An 18256-nucleotide genomic window follows, 5' to 3' on the forward strand; every position below is an offset into this window, starting at 1 on the left:
TGACTTGTTCTCGTTATTCGACGAGAATACCGCCTTTCATTCCCTTGGCAGTATGTGACAACAGATGAGTTACTGTTCAACATCACAGTGAATTAATTGCAAGCAGACGGAACAGCTGATTTAGCCTGCAGCGTGTCTTCCCTGTGAGATATCGGTTCTGGCAACTTGCAGGCCGGGGAAGCACCGTAGTGGTGGTCAGTCTTGGGGAGCGTCGCTCGTAGTGGGAGCGGCCGTTACGGTGGCAGGGACGTAGCGGTCCCAGAGGACGAGCAGGCTCGGTAGGACGAGGATGCTCACGACGAACGCCGTCGTCATGGCGATGACGACGATGGCGCCGAAGCTCTGGAGCTGGGGGTGAGGGACGAGCATAATGGTGGCGAACGCACCCGCAGAGGTGAGGGTGCTGCCGAGTAGTGCACCGCCGGTACCGGTGACGGCGGCGTCGAGCGCCTCGAACGTGCTCGCGCCGTTACGCCGTTCGTCGGCGTAACGGTCGCCGACGTGAATGTTGTAGTCGACGCCGAGGCCGATGACCAGGCTCATTAGAAGCGCGGTCAGGAGCGTCAGCGGAATCGAGAGGACGTACATCCCGCCGATGACGAGGCCGAGAACCAGCGCGATGGGGATGGAGACGACCAATCCGAGCGTGGCGCTGCCGTGGATGTACTTGAACACGACGGCGAGTGTCAAGACGATGGCCACGAGCGCGAGCGCCATTGTCGTGAGGATACCATCGACGATCTCGCCGAGCACTGCCTCGTTGACGGCGAAGCTACCAGCGACAGTCGCAGTTCGTTCGTCGCCGTCTTCCATGACGTCGGCACTGTCGGAGAGTTGTGCGACGACTTCCTCGGCGTTGGCGTAGTCGGCATCGAGCGAGAGCGTGACGAGCAGGGACTTATATTCTCCATCACGGCGTTCGACGACGCGACTCGCGACGTCGCTGTTGGCGGCGTAGAAGGCGTCGTACACTTGTTCGAGGTTGCGGTCAGGGACGCCGTTGCCGTCAGTGTCGGCTCGCTGGAGCACGGCAGCGAACGATTGGTTCTGTGCGGCGACGGCCTGCATCGCCGTTACCGGCGACCGGACCGCGCGGGTGCCGGCCTGGTCGACGAGCAGGTCCTGCTGTCTGACGTCATCGACGCCGCGTTGGAGGTCTTCGAGCGCATCGTCGCTGGTAACGTCGCCCTCTATCAGAATGGGTTCCTGGAAGGCGTCGTCCGCGCTTGCGGGCTGGTAGACGTCTTCGACGTGGTTGCTCTGGCTGGCGACGGGGTGGGTGTCCCAGCCGAGGGGGCCGGGGAGTTGCTGTTTCCACTCTGCGACTTCGCCGTTGCTCTGCTGGTATCTCTCCTCGTCGAGGTCCATCCAGGCGAGGCCGCCGGCAGCACCGACGAGAACGGCGGCAACCAGAACGACGGGTGCGCCGCGTCGTGCGAGCACCACGGTTCGGGCGAGCACTGGACGGAGGTAGCGGCCGTCGCCGAGCGCGGCTTTGCCGCGGTCGATACCGAAGCGTTCGAGCAGACCGTCGATGCCAATTTTCAGGGCAGGTACGACGGTGATGAAGATGAGGAGTGCGGAGACGACGCCGAGCGTGATGGAAACGCCGAGGCTGCGGATGAGCGGCAGGGGGTTCGAGAGGTTCGCGAGGAACCCGATGGCCGCCGTGACCGTCACAAGGACGAGTGCGGTGGCGACGAGCGTGACGCCGCGACGCATCGGCGCGCGGATGCCCTCGTCGTCGCCGCGCTGTTCGCGGTAGCGGTTGAAGACGTGGAAGCCGAAGTCGATACTCAGTCCTGAGACCAAAACGACGGGGACGATGCTAACGGTGCCGGCGGCGACGCCGAGCCAACCCAGGAGGCCGAACATCCACAGCACGGAGAGCACGACGCCGACCATGCCGACGACGACGTCGACCAGGTCGCGGTACGCGAACCCGAGGACGACGAGGATGAACGCTAGCGCCGCGGGCACGACCAGTTCTATCATCTGGCCGAAGAAGTGATCGCTGTAAGTGTTCCACGCGTGGGAGTTCACCACGAAGAACCCGGAGTCGGACCGTTCAGACGCGCTCTTGTAGAGGGCTGCGCTCGCGTTGTCGAGCGTCGCGTTAGAGACGTCGGTGTCGAGTGCGACCAGCATTCGGCGGTCGGTCGCCGTCGCGTCTGCGGGGTCGTGGTCGGCTGGGAGGAATCGCAGCGCCCGCCGGTCGTTCGTCAGGGTCTGTTCGACCAGCCGTTCGACGTCGGCGGGACTCGTGTTCTCGAGTGCCCGAATCTGCTCGTCGAGGGACGCACTCTGGTTGCCCGCCGCGCGTTTGGCAACGAGGTTTGCGATACCCGTGACGCCGTCCTCGTGGAGTGCTGTGCTGATGGTTGCGTTCTCGTGTATTGCCTGCTGGTATCGCAACCCGGCTAGCAGGGACTTCTTCGAGAGGACATTGCCGTCGTCGTCCCGGACGTATACCATCTCGAACGTCCGGTTCGGTCTGTCGGTAGTCTGCGCGAAATGTTTCTGAATGTACTGTGACTTCTTGACACGTTCCACGTCGTTGAACGCGTCGGAGTCAGCGCTGGCCTGACTTTCCGTGTCGAGCTGGGGAATCCCAGCCAACACCAGTGCCGAGAGGAGAACCATCACCAGTATCGTGATGCGCGGGTGGCCAGTGACGAAGTCTACTGCTTTCGTCAGTCTGTCGCGTGCCATAGTTCGCTTTACGACTCTATTCAGATAATATACCTTTATAAATTTATATTTGTTGTGGGGCCGGAACCCAGACGACAACTCTATACATGACTACTTCATCCTGAGAGAGGCGGTTGACGGGAGGCGGAGAATGGCGTCAATCGGCCGCGACGACCGACTCATAGTCGTCAACGAACGACAATAGTTTGTCAAGCGCTTGCTCTTGTTCGGAGGGACCCGCCCCCGGTTTTCAGGGGTACGACATTGCGACAGACGGATAGCGCAGCCCCACGTCTGCAGGCAGCAGAGAAGCAGTAGGTACGATGCATCGGTCCGCGCATTGTGTGTGGATGGGTGGCGTTCCCGCCGTTGTGATCGAGTTCGTGGCGGGCAGTGGTTGGACTGCGACGGCCTCTCACTGAGTTCGTCTCCGAACAGACGAGGAGTGCCAAGGAACGGTCGGGGGCGATTCCTTGCACGGCGAAGACATCAGTTCCGTTCCGTTGGGGTGTCTGTGACCGCGCCACAGCCCTATCCGTGGGAGAAAACGAGCTTTTTCACCAGTGCATCTATAGGGCCCGCTAAGTGGGAGTGGACCTTGGGAGGCGGTTGTCCACCACAATTCCAGAGCGAGATCCCATGGGTGAAAGCCCGTGGAGGACGTCGACCTTGCGGCAATGGGTGTTCTCTTGATCCCGTCGAAGCCGGTAACTCCTCTCTTGCGCTCCTTCTGGGATTGCTCCATGCTCTTGACAGGGATATGTTCTGAGTGTCTTCTCTCTCCGCCGACGTGGGGCGCTGTGGAGTCAGGTGGACAGTCGCTGCCGCAGGTGTGTGCAACGTCTTCAGCGACCTGATATTGGGAGTTCGTCGGCCGCTGGACGCTCTTCACCTGATTCCGATGACGGGGACCCCCGATTGGTCGGCGATCGCGACGGAATGAGCGACGCGTCGCACGTCGACGGCGTCACCGAAAGAGCCGATAGGACGTGCGACCCACGGCTACTTCCGTCCGTTGTCCGTCGGGGTCTACTGTCCAGACGGTGACCGTGACGACGCCCATCGAATCGCCGGACCGGACGACGGTGGCTTCCGCAAGGAGGTCGTTACCCATGGGGCGGATGTACGAGACGTTGAGGTCGGTCGTCGCCAAGTGTGCGGCTTCCGGGTCGTCCAGCGTCGTCCGCAGTGCGAACCCGCTCGCCGTGTCCACGAGCGTCGCGGCGATGCCGCCGTGGATGACGTCTCGTTCCGTGACCGGATTGAGAAGCTTCTCGTCGAAGGGAATCCGCATCTCGAGGCGTCCGTCGCCGACGGTTTCGACGCGGAGACCGAGCCACGAGAGGTAGCCGTGTTCGTCCACGAACGACTGGAGCAGTTCGCGTTCGGTCATGCTGAACCTGCCTCGTGTCGGTGGTCTCGATGTCCCTTCCTGAGAAGACGAGCAGTCGTCATCGTGTTCGTTGGATACTCGAAGACCGACCACCGTAAGTCTTTGCCAGGTCCGATAACAGTAGTAATTCAATAAGCCATCTAGTCCAACACTGTTCACTTTCTCCCGAACTTTTATTCCATAATACGACGAGAGATGCCGTATGCGACAGAAACAGAGAGGGGTGTTACCGTGACTGACCCCGTGATCATGACTGTCAGCGACGGCGTCGCAACGCTCACGTTGAACCGGCCGGACGACCGTAACGCACTCACGCGAGAGATATCCGACGGCCTCCAGGAGCACCTCGCCGCTCTCGAAGACCGTGACGACGTCAGATGTGTCGTCGTCGAAGGGGAGGGAGACGTGTTCTCCGCAGGTGGCGATATCAAGCAGATGCACGAGCGGCTCGAAAACAACGGGTCACTCGACGACGCTGTCGCCGAACTCGAACGCACGACGAGCGAGACGATGGCTCGCGTCGTCACGTGTCCGTACCCGACGGTCGCGAAGATCGACGGCCCGGCGGTCGGCGCGGGGGCGAACCTCGCCATCGCCTGTGACGTCCAATTGGCGAGCGCGTCGGCGAGCATCGGATTTCTCTTCCGCCAGGTCGGACTGAGCATCGACGCCGGTACGTCGTACCTGTTGCCGCGCATCGTCGGGGAGAACGTCGCGAAGGAACTCGTCTACACCGGCGAGGTGGTCGACGCCGAGCGGGCGGCCGACCTCAGTCTGTTCAATCACGTCTATCCGGACGAAGAGTTCGACGACCGCGTCGCCGAGTTTGTCGGCCGGGTCGCCAGCGGTCCGACCGTCGCATTCCGACACGCGAAACGCCTGCTCCGCGAGGGCCTCGACAAGTCGCTCGACCGCGCGATGGTGGACGAGGCGACGGCGCAGGGCATCGTCTTCGAAACGGAGGACCACGCCGAAGGCGTCGAGGCGTTCCTCGAAGACCGGGACCCCCAGTTCGAGGGCCGTTAGTGGTTCTACAGGGGTGTCTCGAGCCTCCCGAGGTCGTTCTCGTCGTGGCCGCAGCGCACCGTCGCGTCGTGGCGGCGCTCGCGCTCCTTGAGCTCGCGGAGGCTCTCGTACCAGTGTCGCTTGCTCCAGAGCAGTCCGGCTCCCAGCGGGACTTCCTCGTCGTAGTTCGTCCGGCGGTAGACCTCGTCACCCGCGACGAGGACCGTCCCGCTGTCGAGGTCGAGTTGGAGTCCCATCAGTCCCAGCGTGTGCCCCGGCAGGTGGACGAACTGCACGTCCTCGAAGGGGTTTCAACCGGTCGATGGACGACCTGCCAGTCGAGGTCGTGGTCGAAGTCGTCGAGGACGTAGGCATCGCTGCCCTCGTCTGTCTTCACGCTGTAGTAGGCGTACTTCAGTTCCTCCTCGTGGACGTAGACCGGGACGTCCATTCGTCGAAGTGGTGGAGTCCCCCGGCGTGGTCGAGGTGGAGGTGGCTCGCGACGACGGCGTCGATATCCGACAGCGCGTAGCCCGCGTCGTCGAGGGCGTCGGGCAGGGGGTGTTCGTCCGCGTCGTAATGTTCGAAGGCCGCGTGAAGTACCTCGGGGACACGCCCCGAGGCTTCACCGTTTTGTCTGTGTCGTCCAGAAACGGACGGACAGACGCAGGCGAATTTAATTCCCCTCGACCTTCCCGAACTGGGTTGGTTGGAAGTAACACCCGAACACCTCGCTGGTGTCCGTGAGGATCGGTCGCTCCACCACGACCCGACCACTCCCGTCTCACCGCCGATGGCGGGTTTTGAGAGGAGTCGCATTTCCAAACTTCCGAGAACGACCGCTTCGGATTAAGGTCTTTAACCCACGTCACGGTCGTTAAACTACGGTACGAGACGTGGTACGTTAAACCTGTTGACGGGCTTCACCCTCGGGGTCACGTCCCGAGGCACTCGCCCTACTCAGCTTGTAGAGAGGAGCGGGCCAGTGGCCGTTCCCGGCGTCGGGGTGTGACCCGGTGTCCCAGAGGATGGTGGCCTCGGGGTGGTCGATGACGAGGTTGTACACGATGCCTTCGTCCATCGGTGCGTCGGGATTCGGTTCCGCGCTGGATCCGAGTCGGTAGCCCTCGACGATGTGGTTTATATCCGTTCGGATGTGTCCGCGGTGAATCGGGGATATGGTAGCGTTCACCATTGATATAAATAATGTTTTACTGCAATAATCGTTCGGGAGTATCAGTCAGCGGTAACTATCGAGAGGACGTCCCAGAGATCGTCGGCGACGTACTCGACCGCCGGGCCGTCGTCCGCACCGTAACTCACGGGCCGAATACCGTGCTCGGCGGCACCGGCCATGTCGTGTTCATACCGGTCCCCGACCATCACCGTGCGCTCGGCCGGGACGGGGCTCTTTTCCAGCGCCGCCTCGAACATCGCCGAGTCGGGTTTCGTCCGACCGACCTCCTCCGACGTCGTCACGTCGTCGACGTGGGCGAGAACGTCCAGGTGGTCGAGGAGGAACTCCCCCTCTTCGGCGTCCACGTCGCTGACGATACCCTGATAGACGCCCGCATCTGCCAGCCGTGCAGTGACCTCGCTGGCACCAGGGTTGGGACGGAGATAGTCGCGTACCGTCGCGCGGAAGAGCGGGAACCACTCGTCCTCCGAAACCGACCCTCCCAGAACCGTTTCTGTCGCCTTGGCGTACGCCGTCCGCGCCGACCGGAACTCGGTCCCGTCGCGCTCCTCGAAATGCTGGCCGACTGCGCGTCGCCAGACCTCGAGCGCTTCGTCGGCGTCCATCGACCCGCCGCGGCGGTCGACGAGCCGTTCGACGAACGCCGCGTGGGCCGCCCGCACCGACGAAACGTCGAGGAGCACGCCGCCGATGTCCCAGAAGACGGCGTCGTAGCGAGTCATTCGGCGGTCTCCGCGTCGACGAGTTTGAACTTCTGGACCTTCCCGCTTGCCGTCCGTGGTAACTCGTCGACGAACACGACCTCGCGGGGATGCTTGTATGCTGCGAGGTTGTCGAGACAGAACTCCCGGATCTCTTCGGCCGTCACTGCGTCGGCCGCCGTCGGCACCACGAACGCTTTGACGGTCTCGTTCCGACGGTCGTCGGGGATACCAACGACGGCGGCATCGGCGACGTCGGGATGCTCGTACAGGAGTTCCTCGATCTCGCTCGGGTAGACGTTGTAGCCGGCGGTGTTGATCATGTGCTTCTTACGGTCGACGATCTCGTAGTAGTTCTCCGCGTCCCTCCGTGCGAGGTCGCCCGTCCGCAGGTAGCCCTCGTCGGTGAACGCCTCGGCGGTCGCGTCCGGCCGGTCGTGGTAGCCCTTCATCACCTGCGGCCCGCGGACGAGGAGTTCACCCGTCTCACCCGGCGGGAGCTCTTCGCCGGCGTCGTCGACTATCTTGCAGTCGGTCATCCGGAGTGGCTGACCGATGGAGCCGTGTTTCGTTCCGAACGTCGACCCTACGCCCGTGTGGGTCGCCGCCGTCGTCTCTGTCAACCCGTATCCTTCCGACATCTCGACGCCGGCCGTTCGTTCGAACGCCTCCTGAACGGCGACCGGCATCTTGGCACCGCCTTCGTTAATCGTGTCGAGACTTGACAGGTCGTACTCGCCGAACGACTCGTCGTTCACCATGTCGACGAACATCGCAGCGACGCCGACGAAGCCCGTTATCTCGTACTCCTCGATGATTCGCATCGCCTCCTCGGCGTCCCACTCGGCCGGATTCCGGAGGTGAACGGTTCCACCACGAATCAGCGCTTGCCAGGTCGAGTGGATGAATCCCGTGATGTGATAGAGCGGAAGCGCGGCCAGTTCGCGCTGCTCGTCGGGGGACTGCTCCGTGAACTGGAACCCCGAGTACGCCTGTGCGCGGAGGTTTCGATGGGTGACGAGGACGCCCTTCGGTCGGCCCGTGGTCCCGGACGTGTACGGTTGCATCGCCGTGTCGTCACCGTCGCGTTCGAGGAACACGGAATCGCCGTCTACATCCTCGAAGGCGACGTCGCCGGAATTGTCGAGCGTTACGACGGTCGGGTCGCGACCCGTCTCGTCGCACGCCTGGACGAGTTGGTCGCGGAGTCCCGGATGCGTGACGACGATGGAGGCGTCCGTGTCTTCAAGTTGGTGCGCCAGTTCGCGTGCTTTGTACTGCGGATTGACCGGCGAGACGACGACCCCGGCTCGTAACGCACCGAGGATGGCGACGATGTACTCCGGACAGTTCGGCAGATACAGGAGGAGTCTGTCGCCGGGCTCGAATCCCCGGTCGTGTAGTCCACCTGCGAACGCGGCGGCGCGGTCGTCGAGAGTCGCGTACGAGAGTTCGCGGCCGTCCATCTTGACGGCGACCGCGTCACCGCGGCGGTCAGCCGTCGCTTCGAAGAGACGAGCAGCGTTGTGCGCCTCGGTGGCTCGAAGGGATTCTGGTATATCCATATCATATGGTGGACGTTATCACACATTATCTTAACGGAGGTCGATGAATAGGGTGTATTTATTAACGTTGTCGAAGAAGAGGAGGGATGTATTAACGATGATAACGGTAATTGCGGGACGAGGTGGAGCATGACGAACGACCGGTTCAGCGTCGAGGGACAGACGGCCATCGTCACGGGAGCGTCGAGCGGTATCGGACGCGAAATCGCCGAACAGTTCGCCCAGGAGGGCGCCGACGTCGTCGTCTGCTCGCGTGAACAGGGGAACGTCGACCCGGTCGCGGAGACGATAAACGAGGCGGACGGCGGCACCGCCATCGCCGTCGAGTGCGACGTCACCGACCGGGACGCCGTCGACGCGCTCGTCGAGGCGACGGTCGACGAGTTCGGAAGCATCGACTGTCTCGTCAACAACGCGGGCGCGAGCTTCATGGCCCCGTTCGAGGACATCAGTCCGAACGGCTGGAAGACCATCGTCGACATCAACCTGACCGGGACGTACCACTGCACACAGGTCGCCGGAGAACACATGCGTCAGGACGACGGCGGCACCGTCATCAACCTGGCGAGCGTCGCCGGACAACGCGGATCGCCGATGATGAGCCACTACGGCGCTGCGAAGGCGGCAGTCATCAACCTCACGACGACGCTCGCCTACGAGTGGGCGAGCGACGACGTGCGGGTGAACGCAATCGCGCCCGGATTCGTCGCCACGCCAGGGGTCGAATCGCAGATGGGCGTCTCCGCCGACGACATCGACCGGGACGAGGTCGAACGACGGATCGGGACGTCCGCGGAGATAGCAGACGTCGCGCAGTTCCTTGCCAGCTCCGCAAGCTCCTATCTTGTCGGGGAGACTATCACGGCACAGGGCGTCCCGCGCATCGAGGAGACGACGGAGGTGTAGCGGGCGCTAGGCGCTTTCCCCGTAGTTTTCTTCGGCACGACGAGCGACGCGTCGAGAGCGTTCGAGTTCGCTCTGCATGGTTCCCCTCGACCGATGGAAGGTGACGCGGTAGCGTTCGCCGTGGCCGTGATGCTGCCCGTCGTCTGCCTCCTTGTCGTGTGATACCAACCCTTATATTTAAGTCGAACCTCTCCGATACTCAATCCAGAGCATGGTTAACAATAGTAATCAAACACCCAAAATGCCGAGTGATAGTAAAGATAATAGAAGCGAAAGGCGAACAGGGGAAGAATCACGGACGTCGTCACGGCGGGCACTGTTGAAGACGACAGGCGTCGTAGGAACCATGAGTCTCGCCGGCTGCCTCGGTAGCAGCAGTGGAGACGGCGGTCCGTCAGGCCCGGTGAAGATCGGAGTACTCGCCCCCGAGCCCTCGAAAAACCCCATCGGCGGGTCCATCGCAAATGGCGCGAAACTCGCCGCCAAGCAGCTCAACCAGAACGGGGGCGTGCTTGGAAAAGACGTAAAGGTAATCGTCAAAGACACCAAGGAAGATCCGTCGACGGGCAAGTCCAAGTATCAGGAACTTACCGTCGGAGAGAGCGTCGACTTCACGACTGGCATATTCACCAGCGAAGTGCTGCTGAACGTGATGGATTCCATCGCACAGCAACAGACCGTCCACATGGGGACCGGCGCGGCAACGCCGGAAGCGACCACGAAGGTCAAACACGATTACGAGAAGTACAAGTACTTCTTCCGGACCGGCCCGGTGAACTCCCACTATCTCGGCACGAACATGGTCGACTTCGCGAAATCCCAGTTCGATTCGATGGGCTGGAGCTCCGTTGCCGTCCTCGCCGAGGACTACACGTGGACGAAGCCGGTCACGAGCGTTCTCAAGAACAAGCTCAGCGACACAGGCGTCGACGTTCCCATCACCAAGCGGTACGCAAGCGGAACGAAGAACTTCTCGTCCATCTACGACGACATCGAGAGCGCCGGCGTGGACGCTGCGTACGTCGTCATGGCCCACACCGGGACGGCCGCGGTCGTCCAGTGGAAGAAGCAACAGCGCCAGTTCGAGTTCGGCGGCATCCACGTCCCGATGCAGTTCCCGTCCTACTACGGGTCGACCGACGGCGCCTGCCGCTACGCGCTCACCCAGAACTCCGCGACTCCGAACGCGAAGGTCACGAAGAAGACGGTTCCGTTCACGAACAGCTACGAGAAGGAGTACGGCAAGTACCCGGTGTACACGGGCTACATCACGTTCGACGCGGTCAAGCAGTACGCGGCCGCTGCCAAATCCGCCGATTCTCGGAAGGCCAAGAAGGTGATTCCGAAACTCGAATCGTCCACGTACACGGGGACGACGGGGATTCTGAAGTACTACGGGAAGAACGAGAAATACCCGCACGACGTGGTGTACGGAAAGGACGCCGTCTGGCCAATCTGGCTACAGTGGCAGGAGAACAGCGGAAGCGGCGTCCAGCAGGCCGTCTGGCCGTCAGACGTCGCCACGGGGTCGTACAAGAAACCGCCATGGATCTGAACAGTACCAATGACGGGCATCCTCAACACCGTCGTCAACGCCAGTCTCATCAGCGCGCTTTACGCGCTCGTCGCCATCGGGTTCACGCTCATCTTTGGCGTCGGCGGCGTGCTCAACCTCAGTCACGGCGCCACCATCACCGTCGGCGCGTTCACGGCTTACTTCGTCACCAGCGTCCTCGGAGCCAGCATCTGGGTGGCCACACTCGCGGCGCTCGTCGTGCCAGCCGCCTTCGCAGCCGTGCTGTACCTTGGGTTGATACGCCGCGTTCAGGACGACCCCATCACGGTGATGATTCTGACCCTCGTGACCGCCATCGTCGTCGAGGAGGTCGTCAAGATACTCGTCGGCACGCAGTCGCGAGCCATCCCGTCGCTCCTCGGCGGCCAACTCGCCCTCCTCGGCGGTATCCAACGCAACCGAGTGCTGGCGTTCGCGCTCTCCTGGATCGTCATCGGCGTCCTCTTCGCGCTAGTGAACTACTCCCAGACGGGCAAAGCGATACTCGCGACGAGCATGTCGAACCGCGGCGCGTCGATCGTCGGCATCGAGACCGATCGGATGTACCTCTACACGTGGGTAATCGCCGGGGCGCTCGCCGGCCTCGCCGGCGTCTTCCTCGGCTCCATCCAGACCGCCGGCTGGGCGATGGGCCGGAGCCCGCTCGTGCTCTCGTTCTCCATCGTCGTCCTCGGCGGTATCGGCTCCATCCGCGGAAGCCTCATCGGCGCGTACATCATCGGCTTCCTCGAGGTGTTCACCGTCTCCTACGTGGATTCGAGCCTCAGCGGGCTGGCGTCGCTGGTCGTCCTCGTCGTCATCCTGCTCGTGAAACCAGAGGGCCTGTTCGGCCGGGAGCTAGCGGAGTGATTCCATGAGCGAAGACGTCGAACGCTCTCGCCGGTTCGAGTTCGTCTCGTTCGCGCCCCGGTACCAGATCGGGTTTCTGGCGCTCGTCCTGCTCGCGCTCGCGCCGTTCTGGCTCCGGATGCTCCTCGGGGAAGGACAGGGTATCCTGGCAGTCGTCACGCTCACGACCGCGCTCTTCTTCGCGATGTTCGCGATGAGCTGGGACGTCGTGTCCGGTTACACGGGCCAGATCAGCTTCGGTCACGCCCTGTTCTTCGGGGTCGGCGGCTACGGCTCCGCCCTGTTGAACCTCGAATTCGGCGTGACGCCGGTCGTGGCGATTCTCCTGGGGACGGCCTTCGCGGCGCTCGCGGGCGTTCTCATCGGCGTCCCGGCGCTCCGCCTCGAGGGGCCATACCTCTCGCTCATCACGCTCGTCGCCCCGCTCATCCTCTTGCAACTGTTCATCGTGTTCAGCGACACGTTCGGGGGTGAGCTGGGACTCCCGAGTCCGGACCCCGTGCTACCGGTGTCCGGGTTCACCGGCCAGGCCATCGTGGACTACTACGTCGCGTTTGGGCTGTTCGTTCTCATCCTCGGCATCTTACTCGCGGTGACGCGCTCGGATGCCGGGTCCATCTTCACGGCGATCCGGGAGGACGAAGCGGCCGTCGCGGCCGCCGGCATCAATCCGGCGAAGTTCAAGATCTTCGCGTTCGTGCTGTCCGCGGCGATCGGCGGCCTCGCGGGCGCGGTCTTCGTTTACACGGTCGGAAAACCCCAGCCGAGCCAGTTGCTCGTGATGAGCGTCAGCGTCGAAGTCATCATCGCGAGCATCGTCGGCGGGATGGGAACCATCACGGGCGCGGCCTTCGGCGGGCTGTTCTTCAGCCTCTTCCGCGAATGGCTCTCAACGGTGACGACGACCGTTCCCGTCGTGAACGTCCAGGTCGCGTCGCTGGACCTCCTGCTGTTCTCGCTCGTCACCCTCGCGCTGCTGTTCTTCCTTCCCGGCGGCCTCCTCCGCTGGGGAATCGCACGCGGACGCGGCATCGTGAGCGGCGAGCCGAAACCGGTCGCAGACGGAGGGCAGACGCCGCTCGAACGGACGCTCGACGCTTATCGCGACGCGATGGAGGCGTTCGGAGGTGAGGACAGTGAGCGCTGAGTCGGAGCCGTCGGACGGCATTCTCGTCCTCGACGACCTCCGGAAGGAGTTCGGCGGTCTCACCGCCGTCGACAATCTCAGCATCACCGTGGAGGAGGGCGAAATACTCGGATTCATCGGCCCGAACGGCGCGGGCAAGTCGACGACGTTCAACTGCGTCACGGGAAAGTACCCGCCGACCGCCGGCACGGTGTGGTACGACGGCGAGGACGTCACCGGCGAGTCACCGCACGAGATGGTCCAGCGAGGCATGGCACGGACGTTCCAATCGTTCCGCCCACTCGACGACCGGTCGGTGCGACAGAACGTCGCTATCGCATTGGCCCCGGACCGAATCTTCTCGCTCTCGGGCCTGCGTGGCGAGACGCTCACCCGTGCGACCGACATCTGCGAGCGCGTGGGACTCGGCGACAGCGTCGACCAGTTCCCGGACGAGCTCCCGCACGCGGGCCTTCTCCGTCTCGAACTCGCCCGTGCGCTCGCGACCGACCCCGACCTGCTACTCGTCGACGAGCCGTTCGCCGGCCTGTCCAGTCAGGAGGTCGTCGACCTCTCCGACCTCCTCCGTTCGCTACGGGACGACGGCGTGACGCTCGTGGTCGTCGACCACAACATGCGCGGGCTCCTCTCGCTCATCGACCGCGCGGTCGTCATCCAGTTCGGCGCGAAGATCGCCGAAGGGGCCCCGGAGGAGATTCGAGACGACGAGACCGTCCAGGAAGCGTATCTCGGGAGTGGTGACCTGTGAGCGCAGTCGTCTCCGTCGACGACGTCAGCGTCTCATACGGCGAAGTCGCCGCGCTTCGCGGCATCACCGCGAACGTGCAGGACGGCGAAATCGTCGGCGTCATCGGGCCGAACGGCGCGGGCAAGACCACGCTCGTCGAGACCATCTCCGGGTTCCACGACTACGCCGGGCACGTCGAGTACCGGGGCGAGGAGGTCGGCGACGCGAGTCCGTCCGACCTCGTCGAAGCCGGACTCGTCCATTGCACCGAGAGCCGCGACCTCTTCGGTCACCTCTCGGTCGAGGACAACCTCGAACTCGGCGCGTATCGACAGCAGGACGGCGTCGACGACCGCCTCGACTTCGTCTACGACCTCTTCCCCACGCTCGCGGAGCGCGCCGACCAGAACGCCCGGACGATGAGCGGCGGCGAACAGCAGATGCTCGCCATCGGACGCGCGCTCATGGGCGACCCGGACGTGCTCATCCTCGACGAGCCGACGCTCGGACTCGCACCGGTCATACTACAGGACATCAGCGACGGACTCGACACGATTCGAGATTCCGGCGTGACCGTGCTCCTCGCCGAACAGAACGTGACGTTCACGATGAACCACGCTGACCGCGTCTATCTCCTCGAGAACGGTACGATCGAGCGTGAAGGCGACCCCGAGACGCTCCGCGGGGACGAGTATATCCGAACGGCCTACCTCGGTGGGTGAGCGACGACGGCGGTTGCGTCGCCGTCGACGACCTTCCGGCTGTCGTCCGCGACCACTTCCAGCGACGCCGTGACGCGACGACCCTCGTCGGCCGCGGCCGCATCCTCGACGCGGCCGCGCACCGAGAGGACGTCGCCGGGGAACGCGCGGGCCGTAAACCGGGTTCGATAGGCTTCGAGCCGGGCGAGTCCGAACCACTCCCGAAGCAGCCGGGTGGCGACGCCCGCACTGAACATCCCCTGTGCGAACACGCTTGGGTGGCCGACGTCGGTCGCGAACGGTTCGTCGTAATGTATCGGGTTGAAGTCGCCGCTCGCGCCGGCGTACTGGACGAAGTCACGGCGCTCCAACGCTGGTATCTCGACGGTGGGACCGGTCGCGTCGACCTCGAAGGGGGGCTCCGATTCGGTTTCGGTTGGCGAGATTTCGCCGCGAGGCGTCCCGCCGTCGTCCGCGGGTGCGCCGTCGGTCTCGATGCGGGTGTTCCAGACCGACTGAACGAGATCGCCGCCGTCTGCCTCGTAGAAGTCGGTTCGGAAGACGGCGAACGTCATCGTTCCGCCGTCGCGTCCCTCCCGTTGGTAGACGTCTTCGAGCGTCGTGTCGCCGACGAGTTCGTCGCCGACGAACAACGGACGCTCGTACCGGAAGTGCTGTTCGCCGTGGAGGACGAACTCGCGACGGAAGCCGAGGTCGAACCCGAACTCCGAGTCGATGTCCGGGGGTCGATGGTGCGGGAAGAAGGAGGTTCGGGTGAACGTCGGCGGTGCGGGGACTCGCTCGAAGCCGGCGTCACGCGCCGCTTGGTCGTCGAGGTACAGCGGACTTGGATCGTGAATCGCTCGTGCGAACTCGGCGACCTTTCCGGGTTCGACGCGGAATCCCTCGACCGTGCGGTTGGTCTCCCCGACCTGCGCTTCGATGTCCCTGAGTGGCCGACTCGGCATACTCGCTCTTCCACTCCAAGCGATAAAAACGTATTTCCAAAACCGACCATTCACTATTTATGCTAACCTGAACAGAGGTGAGTTTACCACTGGAATTTATTGTGCTGCGAATACCAGTGATTGGTAATCATGGCCTCGATACGGGGATACGGTTCATACGTCCCCCTTTACCGCATCGAGCGGGCCAGCATCGCCGAACAGCATGGCGACCATGCCAGCGGCGGTGAGACTGCCGTCCCGGCACACGACGAGAACGTCGTCACGCTCGGGACGAACGCCGCGAAGAACGCTCTCTCGCACGCCGACGTGGACGGGTCTGACCTGGACATCGTGTACGCGGCGACGACGTCGGACCGGTTCGACGAACGCGGCGTCGCCGCCCACATCGGACACGCGGTCGGTGCGACCGGTCGCGTCCGAACCGGGGACTTCCAAGGGTCCGCGCGGGCCGCAACAGACGCACTCCTGGCCGGAAGAGACGCGGTCGAGACCGGTCGCGTGGACACGGTTCTCGTCGTCGCGGCAGACGGTCTCTCAGCCGATCCGGGCACGGACGCCGAACGGACCGCGGGCGCGGGCGCCGGTGCAGTTGTCCTCGGTTCAGGCGACGGCATCGCCGACCTCGTGGCCACCGGGAGCAACACGACCGGGTTCGTCGGGCGGTTCAGGCGCGCCGGCGAGTCGCCCGTCACCGGCGACGCCCGGTTCAATCGGACGAACTACCTCGACGCCGTGGCCGGTGCGGTCGAAGCGCTCGGCGATATCGCTCCGGACCACGCCGCCTTCCCGGCACCCGACGGCGGGTGGGGCGGGCGAGCCGCTCGCATGCTCGAGGTCGACGTTACGCGACACGGGACGTTCGACGAGGTCGGATACGCGGGAGCGGGCGGCGTCCTCCTCGATACGGCGGCGACGCTCGACGCCGCACGCGACGGCGAGACCGCTCTCGTCGTCTCGTACGGACCGGGTGGGAGTGACGCAGTTCTGTTCGACGTGACCGAAGCGAGGCGACCGGAGATGACGGTGAATGACTACATCGACAGCAAGGAATACGTACCGTACGGCAAGTACCGTGCCTACTGCGAGCAGGCCGGGGGTGAGGGCTAATGCACGAACCGCCGTTCGTCCGTGACCGCGAGGCCAATGAACGACTGCTGGCCCGGGAGTGCCAGTCGTGTGGCTTCGTCGCCTTTCCGGAGTTCCGCGCGGTCTGCAAACGCTGCGGCGAGCGCGACCAATGGGACGACGTCCGCCTCCAGGAGCGCGGAGTCGTCCAGTCGTACGTCGTCCAGCAGCGGCTCCCCGACGAGTTCGAGACGCCGCTCCCGCTCGGAATCGTGGACGTCCCGCAGGAAGGGGAGGGGGAACCGGCGCGCGTGTACGGGCTGTTCACGGAGACGACCCCGGACGAGATGGACGTCGGCATGGAGGTCGTCGCGGACTTCAGGACCGTCTTCGAGCTCTCCGGGCTGCCCGTCCACTCGTTCAAGTTCAAGCGCTCGCGAGGTGACCGGCTATGAGGGACGTCGCCGTCGTCGGCGCCGGGATGATCGACTTCGGAGAGCTGTTCGAGCAGTCCGTGGACGAGATGGCCGAGCGCGCGTACCTGAACGCGCTCGAAGACGTCGACCGCGGTATCAGTCCGGAGGATATCGACGCCGCCTGGTTCGGAACGCTCGACATCGCCGAGAACGCGTCGAGCGGACTCGGCCTCGCGCACGCTACCGGCCTGTTCGACATGCCGGCGACGCGGGTCGAGAACGCGTGTGCGACCGGCAGCACGGCGTTCAGGGGCGCCGTCCAGGCGGTCCGGGCGGGCGAGACCGACGTGGCGCTCGTGCTCGGCGTCGAGAAGATGCGCGACTCCGCCGGCGGTCTCATCGAGGGCGCGTCGCTCGAACAGGTGTGGCGCGGCCGCGGTGTCACGATGCCGGCGTTCTTCGGCCTCCGCGCGACCCGGCACATGCACGAGTTCGGGACGACTCGCGAACAGATCGCCGAAGTCAGCGTCAAGAACCACGAGAACGGGTCGAAGTACCCCCACGCCCACTATCGGTTCACGTGCGACGTCGAGGACGTCGTCGAGAGTCCGCAGGTGACGTATCCGTTGAACCTGTACGACTGCTGTCCGGTGACCGACGGCGCTGCGGCGACCATCGTGGTCGACGAGAACGTCGTCGACGAGTACACGGACGACCCGGTATGGGCCGCCGGGAGCGGGCTCGCGACCGACAGCTTCCTCCGGGCGAACGACGAATCGCTCGTCGGGTTCCCGGCGACGACGATGGCCGCAGAACGGGCCTACGAACAGGCTGGCATCACCGCCGACGACATCGACGTCGCGGAGGTCCACGACTGTTTCACCATCACCGAGCTGGTCACGTACGAGGATCTCGGCTTCTGCGAGAAGGGGGACGGCGGTCAGTTCGCGGAGGAGGGCGCGACGGCGCTCGACGGCGAGAAGCCGGTCAACCCGTCCGGCGGCCTGCTCGCGAAGGGTCACCCCATCGGGGCGACCGGGGTCGCGCAGGTGAACGAGATATACGAACAGCTCCGCGGCGAGGCCGGCGCCGTCCAGGTCGAGAACGACCCGGAGTACGGTCTCCAGCACAACATTGGCATCGGCCGGAACGCCACCGGGAGCGTCTCCTGCGTGAACATCCTCAGTCGGGACCGGCCCTCGGCGACTCGATAGTGACGGAACTACCTGCTGCGGACGTGTTCGAGCGTCGCAAGCCGAACGCTCCGACGCGACGGGTCGTCGACCCCGACCGAGCGCGGCCGCGCCGGTCGTCGCCGAGCGCCGACCGAGACCGGCCGAAGGTTGGT

The 18256-nt window shown here is 64.0% G+C and carries 16 protein-coding genes and 1 pseudogene; 10 read left to right on the forward strand and 7 right to left on the reverse strand.

Annotation, left to right across the window (positions count from 1 at the left end):
- Positions 1-195: 195 nt before the first annotated feature.
- Both ACRYA2_RS14720 and ACRYA2_RS14725 read right to left on the reverse strand, forming a co-directional pair.
- Positions 196-2712, reverse strand: coding sequence for an efflux RND transporter permease subunit (locus ACRYA2_RS14720; RefSeq protein WP_433629536.1), 2517 nt, complete (start codon positions 2710-2712; stop codon positions 196-198).
- Between the two features lie 946 nt (positions 2713-3658).
- Positions 3659-4084 carry a PaaI family thioesterase gene (locus ACRYA2_RS14725; protein WP_433629539.1) on the reverse strand — a complete coding sequence of 142 codons (426 nt, stop codon included), beginning with the start codon at positions 4082-4084 and terminating at the stop codon, positions 3659-3661.
- Positions 4085-4315: 231 nt separating this feature from the next.
- Between ACRYA2_RS14725 and ACRYA2_RS14730 the strand changes: the two genes are divergently transcribed.
- Positions 4316-5110 carry an enoyl-CoA hydratase/isomerase family protein gene (locus ACRYA2_RS14730; protein WP_433629542.1) on the forward strand — a complete coding sequence of 265 codons (795 nt, stop codon included), beginning with the start codon at positions 4316-4318 and terminating at the stop codon, positions 5108-5110.
- A gap of 5 nt (positions 5111-5115) precedes the next feature.
- On the opposite strand, the pseudogene ACRYA2_RS14735 reads toward ACRYA2_RS14730, so the two are convergent.
- The 4 genes and pseudogenes from ACRYA2_RS14735 to ACRYA2_RS14750 form a co-directional block, all read right to left on the reverse strand.
- Positions 5116-5713 (reverse strand): annotated as a pseudogene (locus tag ACRYA2_RS14735) (N-acyl homoserine lactonase family protein); the annotation flags it as partial.
- A gap of 280 nt (positions 5714-5993) precedes the next feature.
- On the reverse strand, positions 5994-6284 hold the full coding sequence (locus ACRYA2_RS14740; RefSeq protein WP_433629545.1) for an MBL fold metallo-hydrolase: 291 nt from the start codon (positions 6282-6284) through the stop codon (positions 5994-5996).
- A gap of 41 nt (positions 6285-6325) precedes the next feature.
- Positions 6326-7009 carry an HAD family hydrolase gene (locus tag ACRYA2_RS14745; protein WP_433629548.1) on the reverse strand — a complete coding sequence of 228 codons (684 nt, stop codon included), beginning with the start codon at positions 7007-7009 and terminating at the stop codon, positions 6326-6328.
- Positions 7006-8553, reverse strand: coding sequence for a class I adenylate-forming enzyme family protein (locus tag ACRYA2_RS14750; protein ID WP_433629551.1), 1548 nt, complete (start codon positions 8551-8553; stop codon positions 7006-7008). Before ACRYA2_RS14750 ends, ACRYA2_RS14745 begins: the two co-directional genes overlap by 4 nt.
- Positions 8554-8682: 129 nt before the next feature.
- Between ACRYA2_RS14750 and ACRYA2_RS14755 the strand changes: the two genes are divergently transcribed.
- The 6 genes from ACRYA2_RS14755 to ACRYA2_RS14780 all read left to right on the forward strand — a co-directional run bounded on the left by ACRYA2_RS14755 (position 8683) and on the right by ACRYA2_RS14780 (position 14480).
- Positions 8683-9459, forward strand: coding sequence for an SDR family NAD(P)-dependent oxidoreductase (locus tag ACRYA2_RS14755; RefSeq protein WP_433629554.1), 777 nt, complete (start codon positions 8683-8685; stop codon positions 9457-9459).
- A 346-nt stretch (positions 9460-9805) separates the two neighbouring features.
- A complete protein-coding gene (locus ACRYA2_RS14760) occupies positions 9806-11014 on the forward strand; it encodes an ABC transporter substrate-binding protein (protein ID WP_433629557.1) in 1209 nt (402 codons plus the stop codon).
- Between the two features lie 9 nt (positions 11015-11023).
- Entirely contained in the window at positions 11024-11884 is an 861-nt protein-coding gene (locus ACRYA2_RS14765; protein ID WP_433629560.1) for a branched-chain amino acid ABC transporter permease, read from the forward strand.
- 4 nt (positions 11885-11888) lie between these two features.
- Positions 11889-13031, forward strand: a complete 1143-nt coding sequence (locus ACRYA2_RS14770; RefSeq protein ID WP_433629563.1) for a branched-chain amino acid ABC transporter permease — start codon at positions 11889-11891, stop codon at positions 13029-13031.
- Positions 13021-13779 carry an ABC transporter ATP-binding protein gene (locus tag ACRYA2_RS14775; RefSeq protein WP_433629566.1) on the forward strand — a complete coding sequence of 253 codons (759 nt, stop codon included), beginning with the start codon at positions 13021-13023 and terminating at the stop codon, positions 13777-13779. Before ACRYA2_RS14770 ends, ACRYA2_RS14775 begins: the two co-directional genes overlap by 11 nt.
- Complete coding sequence (locus ACRYA2_RS14780; RefSeq protein WP_433629569.1) at positions 13776-14480, forward strand: ABC transporter ATP-binding protein; 705 nt, start codon at positions 13776-13778, stop codon at positions 14478-14480. The genes ACRYA2_RS14775 and ACRYA2_RS14780 overlap by 4 nt, the downstream gene beginning before the upstream one ends.
- Here the strand turns inward: ACRYA2_RS14780 and ACRYA2_RS14785 are convergent.
- Positions 14465-15427 carry an FAS1-like dehydratase domain-containing protein gene (locus ACRYA2_RS14785; RefSeq protein WP_433629572.1) on the reverse strand — a complete coding sequence of 321 codons (963 nt, stop codon included), beginning with the start codon at positions 15425-15427 and terminating at the stop codon, positions 14465-14467. The genes ACRYA2_RS14780 and ACRYA2_RS14785 overlap by 16 nt on opposite strands.
- Positions 15428-15556: 129 nt before the next feature.
- Between ACRYA2_RS14785 and ACRYA2_RS14790 the strand changes: the two genes are divergently transcribed.
- From ACRYA2_RS14790 to ACRYA2_RS14800, 3 genes are read left to right on the forward strand one after another with little or no spacing between them, the layout of a single operon-like run.
- Positions 15557-16534: a hypothetical protein gene (locus ACRYA2_RS14790; RefSeq protein WP_433629575.1), complete on the forward strand. Its 978-nt coding sequence runs from the start codon at positions 15557-15559 to the stop codon at positions 16532-16534.
- The gene (locus tag ACRYA2_RS14795; protein ID WP_433629577.1) at positions 16534-16947 is read left to right on the forward strand and encodes a Zn-ribbon domain-containing OB-fold protein; all 414 of its coding nucleotides are present in this window, start codon (positions 16534-16536) and stop codon (positions 16945-16947) included. The genes ACRYA2_RS14790 and ACRYA2_RS14795 overlap by 1 nt, the downstream gene beginning before the upstream one ends.
- The gene (locus tag ACRYA2_RS14800; RefSeq protein WP_433629580.1) at positions 16944-18122 is read left to right on the forward strand and encodes a thiolase domain-containing protein; all 1179 of its coding nucleotides are present in this window, start codon (positions 16944-16946) and stop codon (positions 18120-18122) included. Before ACRYA2_RS14795 ends, ACRYA2_RS14800 begins: the two co-directional genes overlap by 4 nt.
- Positions 18123-18256: the final 134 nt, after the last annotated feature.

It is taken from the genome of Halomicrococcus pelagicus (assembly GCF_050954125.1).